We start from the raw sequence: 16,728 nt of genomic DNA, 5'->3' as shown, positions 1-16,728 counted from the left end.
ACACCCCCGAGGTATTTTCGGCCAGATGAACGCCTCAGACGATGTCATGCCCAGCCGCCCGCAACCGCAGCGCCAGTTCCTCGATATGCGCAGGCCCCACTTCGCAACAGCCGCCCACGATACTGGCCCCTTGATCCACCCACCCCATGGCAAACTCGGCATAGGCAGCCGGGGTCAGATCATGCCGCTGCTCCAGCGCATCGACCGTAGGTGCCGCCCCAAGAAAGCCCGCGCTGATACAGGTGAACCCATTGGCATAGGCCCCAAAGGGCAGGCCAAACACCTTCACGATCTCCAACCCCGCCGCCACCGATTCAGGCCGCGTGCAGTTGATCAACACCGCCTCGGGGCCAAACTCGGCCACCAGCGCCGCCAGATCCCCCAACGCCTCGCCCGAGCGCAGCCGCGTGCCGTCATCATCCATGACCGTCACCCCCAGCCAGACCGGCAAACCACTCAGCCCCGCCGCCATCAACCCGCCCCGCGCCTGATCGACCGAGGACATGGTTTCCAGCAGGATCAGGTCCACCCGATCCTTGAGCAGCGCAACATTCTCGGCATAAAGCGCCGCCGCTTCGGACGCAGGTGGGCAGAGATCGGGCCGATAGGATTGCACCAGCGGCCCGATGGCCCCCGCCACCCGGCCCGCCCCATGCGCATCGCGTGCAGCCACTGCCGCCCCCACCGCAACATCCGTGAGCCGCGCCACCTCATCCTGCAATCCCACGCGCGCCAAACGATCCCGCAGAACCGCATAAGTATTGGTCGAGGCCACCGTGGCCCCCACCGCGAAATAATCGTCATGCACCAGGCGCACGATCCCGGGATGGTCGATCATCACCTGCGTCGACCAGAGCGGCGTCGCCCGGTCACCCGAGCGTTTCACCAATTCCTGCCCGATAGAGCCATCGAGCAGCGTGATTTCGGTCATTTTTTGTCCTCCGGGGGTAAAAGTACCAATTTCCCAGCATGGGTCTTGGCCTGAAAATCCGCCTGCGCACGGGCGATGTCGCGCAACGGGTAGGTGGCGGCGATCCGGGGGCGCACGCGCCGCGCGCGCGCCATCTCGATCAGCCGGGCAAAGACCTGCGGTGCCTGATAGGTGCAGCCATGCAGCGTGATATCACGCAGGTAAATCCGTCGCAGATCAACCGTGATCATTGGCCCGGCAATCGCCCCAGCCACGGCATAATGCCCGCCGGGACGGAGCGCATCAATCAGCGCGACAACCCCCGCCCCTCCCACTAGGTCAATCACCGCGTGAAAATGGTTCTGCGGCAACGGCGCGTCGCGTGCGATCACCGCCGCTGCACCGTCAGCGCGCACTATCGCCGCCTTGGCAGGGGCGGCGATGCCGGTGACGCGCGCGCCCATCGCCGCCGCAAGCTGCACCGCCGCAAGGCCGACATTGCCCGAGGCCCCGGTGATCAGCACCTCTTGACCCGGCCCCACACCCGCCCGCTCCAAGAGGCCCAGCGCCGTGCCAAACCCACAGGGCAAGGCCGCAATCTCGATATCCGAAAGCGGCACATCGCTCACGTCATAAAGATCAGCCGCCGCCATCAGGCAATATTCGGCAAAGGCCCCGTCAATCTCGGACCCGAGCGCAACAAAACCCACCGGATTTTCCTCGGTCGGGCGCGGGATGTTGATGGGGCAGGTCACACGCGCGCCCAGCGCCGGGGTCTCAACCCCCGGCCCCCGCGCCACCACAACGCCGCACAGGTCACCCCCTTGGATGCGCGGAAACCCCAGCGCGCCCGCCCAGCCGCCACGCGCCACACCATCCGCCGTTTCGCCCGTGGCCCCTGTCACCTCTGCCGCATACCACCCCTCACGGGTGTTGATATCGGTGTTGTTGACGCCCGCCGCCCGCACCCGCACCAAAACCTCACCGGGGCCGGGCCGTGGCAGCGGGATATCCTCGCGCCATTCCAATGCCTCGGGTCCTCCATGACGGGTGAGGATCACACCGCGCATGGTCGCGGGCAGGGTCATGCCCGCAACCGTTCATTCTCAGGGTCCCAGAGCGGCGCATCGGGCTGCACCACCGCGCGGCAGCGTTCTCCGTAAATCTCCACCTCGATTTCGGTCCCCGGCACCGCCAGATCGGCGCGCAGCATGCCCAAGGCCACGCTGGCATTCACCCGGTAGCCCCAGGCACCGCTCGTGGTCTCGCCCACGATCTGCCCCTCATGCCAGAGCGTCGACATATAGGGCGCATCCGCCGCCTTGGCCTCGACGATCAGCGTGACAAAACGCTTCTTCACGCCCGCCTGTTTCTCGGCCAAAAGTGCTGCTTTGCCGGTAAACTCCTGCGGCTTGTCGAATTTGACGAACCGCTCCAGCCCGCCTTCCAACATCGAATAATCGGTGCTCAGATCGCCTTTCCACGCGCGATAGCCCTTCTCGATGCGCAAGGAATTCAGCGCGAACATGCCAAAGGGTTTCACACCTGCGCCAATCAACGCGTCATAGATCGCAGGGATCGCCGCGTTTTCGGCATGGATTTCCCAGCCCAACTCGCCGGTAAAGCTGACCCGCGCCAGAAACGCCTTTTGCCCCGCAACACTCGCATGCTGATGGCTCAGCCACGGCAGGCTCAGATCGGCATCGCTCAGCCCTGCCAATATCTCGCGGCTCTTGGGCCCCGCCAGGAGCAGCGCGTCGCGCTCCGCCGTGGTCTCGCGCAGACTCAGCCCCTCGGGCAAGGCGCGGCGTACCAATTCGCCGTCATGCCATTGCGCGGTCGAGGCCGTGATCAGCACGAAACTATCCTCTTGCAGACGGATGCAAGAAAACTCTGTCACGATGCGACCGCGCTTATCGGCCACATAAACAAGGTTCATCCGCCCGACCTTAGGCAACCCGCCGGTCACAAACCCCCGCAGCCAGTCATCGGCCCCCGCGCCCTCGATCCAGAGCCGGGTGAACCCCGGCAGATCCAGCACGCCGCAGGCATCACGCACCGCCTCGCATTCCTCACGGATGCGCGCCTCCCAAGGCCCCGCGCGGTCCCAGGTCTGCGTCGCCGCCTCTGACGTATCATCGCCCGGTTGCGCAAACCAATTGGCCCGCTCCCAGCCGTTATAGACGCCCATCACGCCGCCCAAGGCCTTAACCTTGTCATGCACCGGCGACATCTTGCGATCCGGTGCCGCAGGCCAGCGATGCCACGGGAAATGCATCGCATATTCATGCCCATACACCTCCATCCCCTTGGCCACACAATATTCCGGGTCGGTGTAATCAGTGTAGCGGCGCGGATCACAGGCCCACATATCCCATTCCGTCGCGCCTTCCGTCACCCATTCCGCCAGCACCTTGCCGGCCCCCCCGCCCTGCGCGATGCCAAAGGTAAAGACGCAGGCCTCGAACGCATTCGGAACCCCCGGCATCGGGCCAATCAGCGGCAGACCATCGGGCGCATAGGGGATCGGCCCGTTGATGACCTTGGCAATCCCCGCCTGTCCCAGCAACGGCACCCGCGCCATCGCATCCTCGATATACCACTCCAGCCGCTCCAGATCGTCGGGGTAAAGCTGAAAGCTGAAATCCTCCGGCATCGGATCAGAGGGATCGACCCAATGCGCCTTGCAATTGCGCTCATAGGGCCCAAGGTTCAGCCCGTGCTTTTCCTGCCGCAGGTAATAAGAACTGTCGACATCTCGCAAGAGCGGCAATTTATGCCCCTGCTCCCGGCTCCACGCCTCTAATTCCGGGATTTCATCGGTCAATAGATACTGATGGCTCATCACCATCATCGGCACGGTGCGCCCGCCATAGGGCTTGAACCATTCGCCAACCCGCTGCGCATAATATCCGGCGGCGTTGACCACATACTCACACCGGATCTCGCCCTTCTCGGTCGCAACAATCCACTCGCCGTTTTCGCGCCGCACCCCGGTCGCGGGCGTAAACCGCAGGATCGTCGCCCCCATGTCGCGCGCGCCCTTGGCCAGCGCCTGCGTCACCTGTGCGGGATCAATATCGCCGTCATTGGGATCATAGAGCGCGCCTTGCAGATCATGCGTTTCCAGAAACGGATAGCGCGCCGTGATCTCATCCACGCCCAGAATATCAAGGTTCATCCCCTGATACTTGCCCATCCCCCGCGCGCGCTGAAATTCCTGCATCCGCTCGCGGCTATGCGCCAGACGGATTGACCCCGTCTGGTGATAATTCATCGGATACTCCACCTCGGCCCCCAGCCGCGCGTAAAGCTCGGTGGAATAGCGCTGCATGTTCATCACCGACCAACTTGTCGAGAACGTCGGCACATTGCCCGCCGCATGCCATGTGCTGCCAGCGGTCAATTCGTTCTTTTCGAGCAGCACACAATCCGCCCACCCCGCCTTGGCCAGATGATAGAGGCAAGACGCGCCCACCACGCCCCCGCCGATGATCACAACCCGTGCCGTGCCCGGAAACTCCGCCATGTCCCTCTCCCTCAATCCGTTTGCGGCACGCCGTCCGCGATGTCGTAATAATCACCCTTGTCCTTGACAAAGATGTGCTTCTCCAACCGCAGCCCGGTCGGCGCCTCCAGCGCCCCTAGCGCGAAACTGATGGTGTCCTCCGCGTGCGCGGCCCAGAACAGGAACGCGCCGCATTTGGGGCAAAACCCGCGCTTGGCGATGTCACTCGCCGCATACCAGCTCACCGGTCCGGAAATGCTCAACTCCGCCCGCGCCACATAGGCCGAGGCCCAGACATGCCCCGATTGCTTGCGGCATTGCCCGCAATGACAGGCACTCGCCCCTTCCGGGGGTGCGGTCACAACAAATGTCACATCTCCACACAGACACGATCCCTTGTGCATCATCCTCTCCCCGGTGTTGCGGCGCTGCCCAAGGCCACGCCATAGATCACGAAACAGGCGGCCATGCCCCGCCGCAGCCAGACATTGAACACAGCGCCCAGCGCCGCCCGGCCAAGCCCCGCCCCAAGCGCGGTGTAGCCCATATAACTCAGCGTCGTCAGGCTCAGCGCGGTGGGGAAAATCACCCACATCTGCGCGCCAATCGGCACATCAGGCTGCACGAATTGGCTAAATGCCGCGAGATACCCCGCCACACTCTTGGGGTTGATCGTGGCAATCGCCAAGGCCCGCCAATAGACCGAGCCTTTCGGGGCCTCCCCCGCCTCAACAGGCCGCCGCGCCATGATCCAGCCGCGCACGCCAAGGTAAATCAAAAACCCCGCCCCGATCAGCTTGGCCACCTGAAACGCCACCGGCGAGGCCGCGATCAGCGCCGTCACCCCCGCCGCCGACAGGCACAAAAACAGCGTCGCCTGCGTCAGGATCGCCAACACCCCCCACAGGCTGCGTCGAAACCCGATCGTCATCCCATTGGTGATGCAATTGACCGCATTCGGCCCCGGCGTGGTGACAAACACCACCCAGAAGAGCGCAAAGACGGTCCAGGCGTGATAGCTCATGCGCGCGCCCTCAATACACCGGCGGGGCGATCACCCAGATCGCCACGCACGGAATGTCATAGGGATTGGCCCAGGCATAGGGCTCACCGCGAAACCGGAAACTGTCGCCGGGGCCAACGGTGAATTTCCGCGCGCCGATGCTCAGGTCCAGCCGCCCCGACAGGATATACCCCACCTCCTGCGTCGGACGCTGCGCCGGGCGCTGCATCTTGGACCGGGGGCGGAATGTCGAATGGATCACCTCGAAATCATCGGTCAGGTCCGGCGAGAGCAACTCCTCGATCAACCCTTCCTCGCCCGATCCCATCGGCCGTCGCGCGCCCGCGCGCACCACATAGCCCTGTTCCTCGGCGGGCGCGCTCGCATGGCCGAACAGCAACGACATCGGCACGCCCAGCACTTCAGCCACCTGCCGCAGATCGCTGATCGACGGTTCCGACAGATCGCGCTCGACCTGAGACAGCCACCCAACCGACCGCCCCAGCATCTCGGCCAGTGCCGCCAGCGTCAGCCCGCGCGCCTTGCGCAGGGCGCGCAGGTCCGCGCCAAGGCTGCGCATCGCGTTGATCTCGGTCTGCTGCATGGAGGGTCTCGTGAAAATTTCCGCTCAATTTTCACGCTGCGCCGATTCCGTGAAAAAATCAAATGAAATTTCACGGGCGCATCGGCTTTCCTTCAGCCGCGCGATCGCCGACCCGCGGGGTGGCGATCCGACGCGTGTGAGGGGCAGTTTATCTCGGCAAAGCCTGCCCTACGTCCGTGGGTGCCAAAACCTCAGCCAATCGCCGCCCCGGGGGGCGGGTCGGCGATCGCGCGGCGGCCTTCGGCCTTGTTCCGCGCGAAGAAAAACGCCGACCTTACAAAATCCCCTTACAAACCTTACGAATCGTAAGGTCTAGGCCTTCGCCACCACCTTAGGCCGCAACACATGCGGCATGACCGGATCATAGAGCGCGCTATCCTTGAAATCGGTAATCTCGCCCAGAACTTTTCCTACCATAATCAAGGCAGTACGGGTGATTTTCTCGGCGCGAACCTTGGCGTGGATATCCGCAAGCGTGCCCCGGATAAACATCTGATCCGGCCACCCCACGCGATAGGCCACCACAACGGGGCAGTCATCACCATAGTAAGGTGCCAAAATTCTGTGTATTTCCCGTAGGTTACGGATACCAAGGTGGATCGCCAGCGTCGCCCCGGTGCGCGCGAAATTCTCCAGCGTCTCACCCTCTGGCATCGACGTGGACTTCATGGAAACCCGTGTTAAAACAATGCTTTGCGCGATTTCCGGCACGGTCAATTCCTGCCCCAGTGCCGCCGCCGCCGCCGCATAGGCCGGAACCCCCGGAATGATCTGATAATCAATCCCATCCGCCCGAAGTTTACGAATTTGTTCCGCAATCGCACCATAGAGTGACGGATCGCCTGAATGCACCCGCGCCACGTCCAAGCCCTTGGTATGGCTGTCTAAAATGACCGCATGGGTATCCTCCAGCGTCATCGGCGCGGTGTCCATCACCAGCGCGCCCTCGGGCGCACCGGCCACAACCTCGGCTGGCACAAGGCTCCCGGCGTAAAGGCACACGGGGCATTGCCCGATGATGCGCTCTGCCTTCTTGGTCAAAAGCTCCGGATCACCCGGCCCTGCGCCGATGAAATAGACAGTCATTTCAATGCCTTTCCTGTTCTGACCTCAGCCAGATCACCATCAATCTTGCGCGCATAGCCGCGCGGCGTGAACATGCGCGGCCCTTCGCCCAACTGCGCCAAACGGCTGTTGGACGACCCCACCAGCACCACCGTTAACATATCCACCTCATCCACCTGCAAATCGACCAAACGCCTGTAACGCAAGGATTCTTCCGGTCGCCCCAGCGAGCTTGCCAACAGCACAGGTGTATCCGCCGGGCGGTGTTTGAGCAAAATATCCCGCGCCTCGGACAATAAAGTGCGCCGCGTTTTGGATACCGGATTATAGAAAGCGATCACAAAATCGCCCTCTGCCGCAGAATTCAACCGCCGAATGATATCTTCGCGCGGCGTTAATAGGTCACTTAACGAAATCGTGCAAAAATCATGCCCAAGCGGGGCCCCCGCCCGCGCCGCCGCCGCCTGAAGCGCCGACACACCGGGCGAGCACACAACCTCAACCCGCCGCGCCGCGTCACTCACGCCTTGCGCCTCCGGCCCTCGATCGAGCAGCTCGAAAACCAGCGCCCCCATCGCGTAAATACCTGCATCTCCTGAACAAATTAGCGCAACACTCTTTCCCTGCCCCGCCTGTTCCAACGCATATCGGCACCGCGCCTCCTCGCCTCCCAGCGGAAAATCGCTGCGACTCTTGCCCGCCGCCAAGGGTCCTAGCAGGTCGATATAAAGGCCATAGCCCACCAACTCATCCGCCTCAGCCACAAGCCGCGACACCTCCGGTGTCCGCCAGCTTGCCTGACCGGGGCCTATACCCAGCACGCTCAACCGTCCCCGCGCCCGCCCCGGCATCTCTGTAATGACCGCCTCAGAGCGGCTCAGCGCACAGGTTGCATTGGCAGTTTTCCGTTTTTCTACAATCAGTTGCCCACCACACGCCAGCGCCGCCCCCTCGGACACGCCATGGCATCCGACCTCGGCAAAGACCACCTCGGATGGGTTCGCCAACTGCCCGGCATAGGCTTCCAACTCTGCCGCCGAGAACAGGCGAAACGGCACACCCAAGCGCCGCGCCACCGCATTCATCGCCGCCTCATCGGCCTTGAGATCAATTGACGCCACACAAGCAATCGCCCCCGGTGCAATCCCGCTCTCCTCCAGCGTCCGACAGACCAAATCCCACAGTTCCTCGGTCGCGCATCCACGCGCGCAGCCAAGGCCAAGCGCATAGCGCTGCGGATGATAGACCAGCCGCCGATCATTGCCCACCACCGGCGCTTCGGTCACTGCCAATTCGACAGCGCCCCCTACATCATTGATATCAAATATATTCTCTCCCGTGACCCTGACGCCCTCACCCGCCAACATCGCCGCCATCGCCGCCTTGGCGTCGCCGGGATTGGCTAGCCGATAACCCAGAGGGGGCGCATCGAGCGCCACGCCCATCGCCACATCGCCCGCCGTCGTCACCGCCGCCACGGCCCCCAACCCTTCGGCGATCATCGTTGCCAACCGATTGGCCCCCCGGTGCCCGCCCAAGAGCGGCACCACAACCGCCCCGTCGTCACTGACCGACACCACCGGCGGCTCGCCGCGTTTGTCGCTCAAGAGCGGCGCCACCGCCCGGATCAAGATGCCACTGGCACAAACCCCCACCACCGGCACCCCGGCGGCAAATAGATCGCGCGCGTGATCCAGCGCATTGGGAAACCACGCCGCGGCGTGGTCTACTCGCCCGTCGCGCCCATGCACATCGCCGTCAATCAACGCGGCTACACGGTGCGCGACGGCTTCACCCGACCGGCTCAGCGCCAGAACAACAGGTCTCACAGCCATGGATCGGCCCCTTTCGTGAGCAGAATCATTGAAAAATATGGTGCCTTTTCCGGTGCTTGCGCCAAGGGGCAGACAATTTCCTCGGCAAGGCTCGCGCGTTCGACATAGACAGCCTCGGCAGTCAGGCCCAAACCTTCGATCACCCCCCGGATCTTGGCCAGATGCCGCCCCACCTTCATGATGGCGACACTCTCGGCCCCTTCGATCCGCGCCCGCAACTCGGCCTCGGGCAAGGGGCCGGGCAACACCGTCAAGCGCTCGTTGCGCGCCACCAATGGTCGCCCCGCCCGCGCCGCACAAGCGGCGATCGAGGTGACACCGGGCACGACTTCGACCTCGTAGCGCCCGCTCAGCCGAGCAAAGAGATACATGAACGAGCCATAAAAGAAGGGGTCGCCTTCACAGAGGCACACCACATTGTCGCCCCCGTCAAGCGCGTCAGCTATTTCCGCGGCTCCCCGATCATATGCCGCCTGCGCCGGAGCGCGCTCGACACTCATCGGCACATCCATCACGATCTCGCGTGCGCCCGGCGCAATTGCGCCCGCGGCAATCGCCCGCCCGAAACTCTCGCCGCCCGCCAATGCCGGATAGGCCACCACTGTCGCGCCAGCAATCAGCCGATGCGCCCGCAGCGTCATCAACTCGGGGTCCCCCGGCCCAAGGCCCACGCCATAAAGCTTACCGGCCATGCGAGACCCTGCCTTTCATCGTTCCAGAACTACTCAAATCCGACGCCCACCGTTCATCGCTTCACCAGGCTCCATTGCGTGACCGGCATAAGGGGTCGCCAGCCGGTCAAGCCCCCCACCGGTTCGGCCCGGCTGATTTGCAACTTGACCAATTCGCCACCGTGTCGCTTGTAGAGCGCCACCAGCACCGCCTCGCTCTCGAGCGTCACGGCATTGCACACCAGCCGCCCCAAGGGGCGCAACGCGGCCCAAGCGGCGTCAAACACCGCCTCGGTCAGCCCGCCACCGATGAAAACTGCATCAGGTGCCTCGAGACCGTCCAATGCCTCGGGCACGCGGCCTTCGATCAGTTCCAACCGTGGCACACCAAGTGCCAAGGCATTCGCCGCCGCCATCGCGCGCCGATCCGCGCGCGGCTCGATCCCGATCGCGCGGGCATAGCGCGCGCCGCGCATCCATTCCACCGCAACCGAACCACAGCCGGTGCCGATGTCCCACAGTAGCGCGCCGCGCATCGGCATCAGCTTGGCCAGCGTGGCGGCCCGCACCTCACGCTTGGTCATCGTGCCATCATGCTGAAAGAGGTCATCCGCCAGCCCCGGCACCCGTGGCATCAGCGCGGCATCAGGGGCGGCCACACAGTCGACGGCCAGCGTGTTGAAAGGCGGCACCACATGCGCCCAACTTTCGGCCAGCCCGTCAAACCGCGCCTCCTCAGCCCCGCCCATATTGGCCAGCACTGTCATCCGCGATTGTCCAAACCCCCGCTCGGTCAGAAACTGCGCAATCTGTGCGGGCGTTTCAGCCCCCGTGGTCAGGATCAAAAGCCGGGCATCAGGTTGAATAAACGCGATCATCTGCTCGACGGGGCGCCCATGCACCGTCAATGTCTCAAGGTCCGCCATGCTCCAGCCCATGCGCGCGGCCGCCAGTTGAAAGGCCGAAAGCTGCGGATGATACACGATCTCGGAGGGGGGCAAAGACCGCCCGATGCGCGCGCCGACCGAGAACCAGAGCGGGTCGCCCGTGGCCAGCACCACGACGCGCCGCCCCCGCAATCCCGCCAATAGGCCTGTCAGCGCGTCGAAAGGCGAGGGCCAAGCGATCCGCTCTGCCGTCACAGCCTCGGACAAAAGGTGATGCCGCTCACCGCCGACGATCACCTCTGCGGCCTCTAGAATGGCGCGGGTTGCGGGCAAAAGTCCGGCCATCCCATCCTCGCCAATGCCCACAATATGCAGCCAAGGATCCGCAGTGGCCGTCATGCGCCCACCTCCGGCAAACCGGCAGACAGCGCATTGACCGCCGCACTTGCCATCGCCGATCCGCCGCGCCGCCCGCGCAGAGCGACAAATTCGCAGCCGCGTGGATTGTCTGCCAGTTCGGCCTTGCTCTCTGCCGCCCCAACAAATCCCACAGGAAAGCCAAGGATCAGCGCCGGACGCGGTGCCCCCTGATCGAGCAGTTCCAAAAGGTGGAAAAGCGCCGTGGGCGCATTGCCAATCGCGACCACGGCCCCCTCTAGCCGCTCTGCCCACAACTCAACTGCCGCTGCTGAACGTGTATTGCCGATCTCCGCCGCGATTCCCGGCACCCGCGGATCGTTCAGCGTGACAATCACCTCATTGTTGCAGGGCAGATAGCGGCGGATGATCCCGGCGCCAACCATCTCGCAATCACAAAACACGGGCGCACCGGCCTGCAAGGCGGCATGGCCCGCGGCATAGGCCCCGCTGGAAAACGCCAGCCGATCCGCCACCTCGACCATTCCACAGGCATGAATGAGCCGTATCGCAAGGCTCTCCATCCCTGGGCCAAACCGATCCAGCCGCGCCTCTTGGCGTACCGTGGCAAAGCTCATCTCATAGATGGCCGAGGGGTTCTTTTCGTAGGGGCGCAAAATCAACCCTTTGCGATTGCGGCCGGTGTCGGAGCCTCCGGCGGGAGTATTTTTACCAAGAAGAAACGCAGTCAGGCCTTGGTCCGCCGCGCGCTTTCGGGCCCATGCGGATGGCGGGCATGGGGATAGGGCGCGTGGTGATGGTCGTGATCATGGTCATGGTGGTCATGGGGATGATCGTGATCATGGTGGTGGTGATGCCCGTGATCATGGTCATGGTGGTGATGCTTCGCCTGCGCCTCCAACCGACACAGACCGGTGCAGAAGGTGTCGCACAGCGTGCAATCCGCCACGTTCGAGCCAGGCGCAGAGGCCCCCTGCCCTTCGACATGGTGGTGATGGCTTTCTTGCACAGCGCCAACCTCGGCCTCAAAGCCCAGGATTTGCGTGCGATATTTACACATGACGCATGTGGGCGGCGGCACATCGCCAAAGGCCGGATGCCCGGTGCCCCGTGCCTCAGCCAAGGCGGCGCGCTGTTCGGGCGTGATCCGCTGCACCGCGCCGCCCTCGATGGCGAGGATCTGCGTGCGATACTGACAGGTGCCACAATTGGGGGGCGGCACGGCGCTCAATTGCTCTGTCACACGCTCGACAAAGGTTTCCAGCACCTTGGGATGGTCGCCCAAATACCCTGCTTTGACAAATTGCATGCCCGGATGTTCATCGGCGACGCGGTCGGTAAAGCCATAAATGCGGTCTATCAAGATGCCGGAAAAGAGGAAGTAGGGGAACACCACAACACGCTTGTAGCCCAGTTTAACCACATGTTGCAGGCATGGCTCGACCAGCGGGAAGGTGACACCGGAATAGCCCACTTCGCACCAGCCAAAGCCGATACCCTCATGCAAAAGGCGCGCAATCTTGGCGACATTGGCATTAGCATCGGGATCAGACGCGCCGCGCCCAATCACCACAAGGCACGTGTCATGCACCCCAACCTCGCCGTACTTCACATTGGCGCGGTCAATCGCTTCGCGTATCCGTGCCCCTGCGGCGGCGATCATCTTGGGGTCCACCCCCAATTCGCGACCATAGCGCACCTCGATACCATGCGTTGCGGCATAGGTATTAAGCACGGTGGGAATATCGTTTTTGGAATGCATCGCCGCAAAGAGCATCCCCGGCACAGCCAGAATTCGCTCGCAGCCAGCCGCGCGCAACCGGTCAAGACCGTCACGGATCACCGGATTGGCAAATTCGAGATAGCCATATTCCATCAGCCAGTCATCCGGCAGATAGCCCGGCAGTTTATCCGCCAATACGCTGAATTCATCCACCGCCGATTGACTGCGCGACCCGTGTCCGCAGATCATCACACCCGTCTTGACCATGCTCATGCCTCCTGCGGCGCCTCGTCGGCGGCCTCTTCTTCGTTCTCTTGCGTCTCTGCCCGCTCTTTGCGCGCGCGCAGACCGGACCAGAGGCCAATGGCAATCGCGGCCCCAAGTGCGGCTGCTCCCAACCAGTGGCCATGCCCCGCAACCTCTGCCAGATGACCCGGATGGGCATAGGCGGCAGTTCCGCTCAAGAGCGCGGTCAGAATGGTGGCAAGTCGCATGGCAGTCCCCTTATCCTCGGTCGCGCAACAGGGGGAAAAGGGGCGATCGGGCCAAACGGCCCCGACGACGCGCGATCTGCCCCCGACATGGGTCAGCCGATCCGTGCACACCTTTCCGGCCCGGTTGCGGGCTTCGTCATAGGCCGTGTATAGGCGCAGCGCCCCAAGGCTGCAAACGAAGAAACGAAGCCCCCGGCCCCGTTCGCGACATGTGCAGCCCTGCACGGGCGCTGCGCGGTGCTGCGGATTACTGGGGCCAGCCCATGCCCCTAGATTAATGCCAAAGAGGAGTAATCACATGGGTCAACTGGTCAACGGTAAATGGCAAGACACTTGGTATGACACCGAATCAACGGGCGGAAAATTCGTGCGCTCGACCGCGAAATTCCGCAACTGGATCACCGCCGACGGCACGGCTGGCCCCTCGGGCGACGGCGGCTTCAAGGCGGAAAGCGGGCGTTATCACCTCTATGTCTCGCTGGCCTGCCCTTGGGCGCATCGCACGTTGATCTTTCGCGCGCTCAAAGGGTTGGAAGATCACATCGACGTCTCAATCGTGCATCCCGATATGCTGTCAGAGGGTTGGGAATTTCGCACCGATTTCCCCTGTGCAACCGGCGACCGTCTTTATGGTCTGCCTTACGCACGTGACATCTACCTCAAGGCCGACCCCGACATTTCCGGTCGTGTCACCGTGCCCATCCTGTGGGACACAGAGCGTGAAACCATCGTCTCGAACGAGAGCGCCGAAATCATCCGGATGTTCAATTCTGCCTTTGACGATATCACCGGCAACACACTCGATTTCTGGCCAAAAGATCTGCGCGCCGCCATCGAGCCTGTGAACGCGCGTATCTACGACACCGTGAACAACGGCGTTTACAAGGCCGGTTTTGCCACCAGCCAAGAGGCCTATGAGAGCGCCGTGCACCCGCTTTTCGACAGTCTCGACTGGCTCGAAGGCCGTCTTGACCAACACCGCTACGTGATGGGCGACAACGCGACCGAGGCCGACTGGCGGCTCTTTACCACGCTCATCCGGTTTGATCCGGTCTATCATTTGCATTTCAAATGCAACCGGGCGCGTATCGTCGACTATCCGAACCTATGGGGCTATCTGCGCGACCTTTACCAATGGCCGGGCGTGGCGGGGACGGTCAATTTCGAGCATATCGTACGCCACTATCACTATAGCCATGACACCATTAATCCCAACCGGATCATCCCGATCAATCCGGTGCTGGATTTTGATGCGCCACTTGGTCGGGGCTGAGCATCGCCCCGACCAAGGCAAAAAGGCTCAGGATGACTGCGGCCAGACAAAATCAGGGCGCAGCGCGGCATAGACTGGGCGGCCATCGCTGGGCTTGGGTACGCCTGTGGCCGGATCATAGAACGCATGATAGCTTGCGGCACCGATCTGGTCACCATAGCCCATCAGATTGGGCACGATCACCCGGATGCGATGCTGCTTGTCATCCAGCATGATGGGAGCGCCGCACGTCCCGCAAGTGCAAAGCTCGAGCGGACCATCGGGATTGTTAGCATTGAACGGCTGGCGTTTCATCCCCGCCTCATTGTCCGCAACAACATCACCATGGTTGTAAAACACCACATGCGTGGTGTCTTGACCTGTGACGTTCTTGCAGACGGAACAGTGGCAGGTGTGATTGTCGATCGGCGCGTGTTTGGTATGGGTGTGAATGTGGTCGCAACCACCAGAACATTGGTCAGACATCGGCCTTCCTCCTCAAAGCGATGCGGATGGGTGATCCAAGGCGAAAGCCCTCGGCTCAACCCCGGCTCTGAACCTATCACGCTCCACGTCCGAGCCCGGCGCTGATTCTGGTCGGACGCGACTAAAGGATGACAGCGGCGCAAAATGCAAAACGCCCCGATCCTTTTGGACCGGGGCGCTTTTGTGCGATGGGCTGGGATACTCCAGCCAGAGCGGATTTAGCCGCGCTCTTCGATGATCTTAACTAGATGCGGCAGCTTGTTGACCATGCCACGCACCGAGGGGGTATCCTCGAGCTCGCGGGTCTTGTGCATCTTGTTGAGGCCCAGACCGATCAGGGTCTGACGCTGATCTTGAGGGCGGCGGATCGGGCTGCCGATCTGCTTGACGACGATGGTTTTTGCCATTTGTCCGGTTCCTTACGCTTCTGCCGCTTCAGCAACCGGCGCTTCGTCACCCTTTTTCAGGATGTCAGCCACCTTCTTGCCACGGCGCTGCGCCACCATACGCGGGCTGGTCTCTTTGCGGAGACCATCGAGCGTGGCGCGGATCATGTTATAGGGGTTTTGCGACCCGGTCGATTTCGCGACCACGTCCTGAACGCCCAACATCTCGAACACGGCGCGCATCGGACCACCGGCGATGATGCCGGTACCATGCGGAGCTGTGCGCATCACGACTTTGCCGGCGCCATGGCGACCTTCCATGTCGTGGTGCAGGGTGCGGCCCTCGCGCAGCGGCACGCGGATCATTGCGCGCTTGGCAGCTTCGGTGGCCTTGCGGATCGCCTCGGGAACTTCCTTGGCTTTACCTTTGCCAAAGCCGACGCGGCCCTTTTGATCGCCCACGACCACCAGCGCCGCGAAGCCAAAGCGCTTACCGCCCTTGACTGTCTTGGACACACGGTTGATCGCGACGAGACGATCGGCGAACTCCGGGGCTTCCTCGCGTTCGCGACGGTCGCGGCGGTTGTCTTCTCTTGCCATTCTCTCGTCTCCTTAAATCTTCAGGCCAGCTTCACGCGCGGCGTCGGCAACTGCCTTGACACGCCCGTGAAACAGAAAGCCGCCCCGATCGAAATAGGCCTCGGTGATGCCGGCCTTTTGGGCCCGCTCGGCAATCGCGGTGCCAATCTTGGTGGCCGCCTCGACATTGCACTTGCCCACCAGGCCCAGATCCTTTTCGAGGGTCGAGGCCGCCGCGAGCGTCACACCGTTGACGTCGTCGATCAGCTGCACGCTGATGTTCTTGTTGGAGCGGAAAACGCTCAGGCGCACGCGCCCTGCATTGACCTTGCGGAGTTTGTTCCGAACGCGCAGGCGGCGTTTGAGGAACAGTTTTCTTTTGCTGTTTGCCATCTGTCGCGTCCTTACTTCTTCTTGCCTTCCTTCTGGAAGATGTACTCGCCTTTGTAGCGGATGCCCTTACCCTTGTAGGGTTCGGGACGCCGCCAGTCGCGGATATTTGCCGCGACCTGACCAACGAGCTGCTTGTCCGTGCCTTCAACCACAAGCTCAGTCTGCTTGGGTGCGGTCACGGTTACACCGTCCGGAATGGGGAAATCGACATCATGGCTGAGGCCGAGGTTCAGCTTGAGCACGTTGCCCGCCATCTGGGCACGATAGCCCACACCACGGATTTCCAGCTCTTTCTTGAAGACATCCCGAGCGCCGTGCACCATGTTGGCGATGACCGTACGGGTCATCCCCCACTGCTGGCGCGCACGCTTGGATTTGCCGCGCGGCATTACCGAGATCGCATTTTCCTCGATGGTGATGGTGACATCATCCGTCGCGGTAAAGGTCTTGGTTGCCTTGGGGCCTTTGACTTCGATCTTCTGTCCCGACAGCGTCACAGTGACGTCGGAGGGCAGCGGAACGGGTTTCTTGCCGATACGTGACATGTCTGGTCT

At 62.6% G+C, this 16,728-nt stretch carries 19 protein-coding genes; 1 reads left to right on the top strand and 18 read right to left on the bottom strand.

The annotated features are described in order from the left end of the window. Positions 1–34: 34 nt before the first annotated feature. The 13 genes from ACLGGT_RS11490 to ACLGGT_RS11430 all read right to left on the bottom strand — a co-directional run bounded on the left by ACLGGT_RS11490 (position 35) and on the right by ACLGGT_RS11430 (position 13,078). Entirely contained in the window at positions 35–931 is an 897-nt protein-coding gene (locus tag ACLGGT_RS11490; protein WP_437196173.1) for a homocysteine S-methyltransferase family protein, read from the bottom strand. Then, positions 928–1,998: an alcohol dehydrogenase catalytic domain-containing protein gene (locus ACLGGT_RS11485; RefSeq protein ID WP_437196172.1), complete on the bottom strand. Its 1,071-nt coding sequence runs from the start codon at positions 1,996–1,998 to the stop codon at positions 928–930. The genes ACLGGT_RS11490 and ACLGGT_RS11485 overlap by 4 nt, the downstream gene beginning before the upstream one ends. Then, a complete protein-coding gene (locus ACLGGT_RS11480; RefSeq protein ID WP_437196171.1) occupies positions 1,995–4,439 on the bottom strand; it encodes a GcvT family protein in 2,445 nt (814 codons plus the stop codon). The genes ACLGGT_RS11485 and ACLGGT_RS11480 overlap by 4 nt, the downstream gene beginning before the upstream one ends. Positions 4,440–4,450: 11 nt before the next feature. Beyond that, a complete protein-coding gene (locus ACLGGT_RS11475) occupies positions 4,451–4,822 on the bottom strand; it encodes a GFA family protein (protein WP_437196169.1) in 372 nt (123 codons plus the stop codon). Continuing rightward, positions 4,822–5,442 (bottom strand): LysE family translocator, encoded by a 621-nt coding sequence (locus tag ACLGGT_RS11470; RefSeq protein ID WP_437196167.1) that lies wholly within the window; start codon positions 5,440–5,442, stop codon positions 4,822–4,824. The genes ACLGGT_RS11475 and ACLGGT_RS11470 overlap by 1 nt, the downstream gene beginning before the upstream one ends. Positions 5,443–5,452: 10 nt before the next feature. Then, the gene (locus tag ACLGGT_RS11465) at positions 5,453–6,025 is read right to left on the bottom strand and encodes a helix-turn-helix domain-containing protein (RefSeq protein ID WP_008281900.1); all 573 of its coding nucleotides are present in this window, start codon (positions 6,023–6,025) and stop codon (positions 5,453–5,455) included. 312 nt (positions 6,026–6,337) lie between these two features. Next, positions 6,338–7,111, bottom strand: a complete 774-nt coding sequence (gene cobM / locus ACLGGT_RS11460) for a precorrin-4 C(11)-methyltransferase (RefSeq protein WP_437196165.1) — start codon at positions 7,109–7,111, stop codon at positions 6,338–6,340. After that, on the bottom strand, positions 7,108–8,925 hold the full coding sequence (gene cobJ, locus ACLGGT_RS11455; protein ID WP_437196163.1) for a precorrin-3B C(17)-methyltransferase: 1,818 nt from the start codon (positions 8,923–8,925) through the stop codon (positions 7,108–7,110). Before cobJ ends, cobM begins: the two co-directional genes overlap by 4 nt. Then, positions 8,916–9,617, bottom strand: a complete 702-nt coding sequence (gene cobI, locus ACLGGT_RS11450; RefSeq protein WP_437196161.1) for a precorrin-2 C(20)-methyltransferase — start codon at positions 9,615–9,617, stop codon at positions 8,916–8,918. The genes cobJ and cobI overlap by 10 nt, the downstream gene beginning before the upstream one ends. A gap of 53 nt (positions 9,618–9,670) precedes the next feature. Continuing rightward, the gene (gene cbiE / locus ACLGGT_RS11445) at positions 9,671–10,882 is read right to left on the bottom strand and encodes a precorrin-6y C5,15-methyltransferase (decarboxylating) subunit CbiE (protein ID WP_151978403.1); all 1,212 of its coding nucleotides are present in this window, start codon (positions 10,880–10,882) and stop codon (positions 9,671–9,673) included. After that, positions 10,879–11,523 (bottom strand): precorrin-8X methylmutase, encoded by a 645-nt coding sequence (locus tag ACLGGT_RS11440; protein WP_151978401.1) that lies wholly within the window; start codon positions 11,521–11,523, stop codon positions 10,879–10,881. The genes cbiE and ACLGGT_RS11440 overlap by 4 nt, the downstream gene beginning before the upstream one ends. A 65-nt stretch (positions 11,524–11,588) precedes the next feature. Continuing rightward, positions 11,589–12,857, bottom strand: a complete 1,269-nt coding sequence (locus ACLGGT_RS11435; protein WP_437196159.1) for a sirohydrochlorin chelatase — start codon at positions 12,855–12,857, stop codon at positions 11,589–11,591. Then, entirely contained in the window at positions 12,854–13,078 is a 225-nt protein-coding gene (locus ACLGGT_RS11430; protein WP_081507831.1) for a DUF6732 family protein, read from the bottom strand. The genes ACLGGT_RS11435 and ACLGGT_RS11430 overlap by 4 nt, the downstream gene beginning before the upstream one ends. Positions 13,079–13,376: 298 nt before the next feature. On the opposite strand from ACLGGT_RS11430, the gene ACLGGT_RS11425 reads away from it, so the two are divergent. Further along, positions 13,377–14,351, top strand: a complete 975-nt coding sequence (locus ACLGGT_RS11425; protein ID WP_437196158.1) for a glutathione S-transferase family protein — start codon at positions 13,377–13,379, stop codon at positions 14,349–14,351. Between the two features lie 27 nt (positions 14,352–14,378). Here the strand turns inward: ACLGGT_RS11425 and ACLGGT_RS11420 are convergent, their stop codons facing one another. The 5 genes from ACLGGT_RS11420 to rplF form a co-directional block, all read right to left on the bottom strand. After that, a complete protein-coding gene (locus tag ACLGGT_RS11420; protein ID WP_437196156.1) occupies positions 14,379–14,816 on the bottom strand; it encodes a GFA family protein in 438 nt (145 codons plus the stop codon). A 218-nt stretch (positions 14,817–15,034) separates the two neighbouring features. Continuing rightward, positions 15,035–15,223, bottom strand: coding sequence for a 50S ribosomal protein L30 (gene rpmD / locus ACLGGT_RS11415; protein ID WP_008281890.1), 189 nt, complete (start codon positions 15,221–15,223; stop codon positions 15,035–15,037). Between the two features lie 12 nt (positions 15,224–15,235). Continuing rightward, positions 15,236–15,802, bottom strand: a complete 567-nt coding sequence (gene rpsE, locus ACLGGT_RS11410; RefSeq protein ID WP_008281889.1) for a 30S ribosomal protein S5 — start codon at positions 15,800–15,802, stop codon at positions 15,236–15,238. A gap of 12 nt (positions 15,803–15,814) precedes the next feature. After that, positions 15,815–16,174 (bottom strand): 50S ribosomal protein L18, encoded by a 360-nt coding sequence (gene rplR, locus ACLGGT_RS11405; RefSeq protein WP_008281888.1) that lies wholly within the window; start codon positions 16,172–16,174, stop codon positions 15,815–15,817. Between the two features lie 11 nt (positions 16,175–16,185). Then, positions 16,186–16,719 carry a 50S ribosomal protein L6 gene (gene rplF, locus ACLGGT_RS11400; protein ID WP_008281887.1) on the bottom strand — a complete coding sequence of 178 codons (534 nt, stop codon included), beginning with the start codon at positions 16,717–16,719 and terminating at the stop codon, positions 16,186–16,188. Positions 16,720–16,728 lie beyond the last annotated feature (9 nt).

The sequence above is a fragment of the Roseovarius sp. MS2 genome (assembly GCF_051447875.1).
In the GTDB taxonomy this organism is placed as follows: domain Bacteria; phylum Pseudomonadota; class Alphaproteobacteria; order Rhodobacterales; family Rhodobacteraceae; genus Roseovarius; species Roseovarius mucosus_A.
Note: the sequence above shows the minus strand (reverse complement) of the source record. Positions and strands in the feature narration are given on the sequence as shown.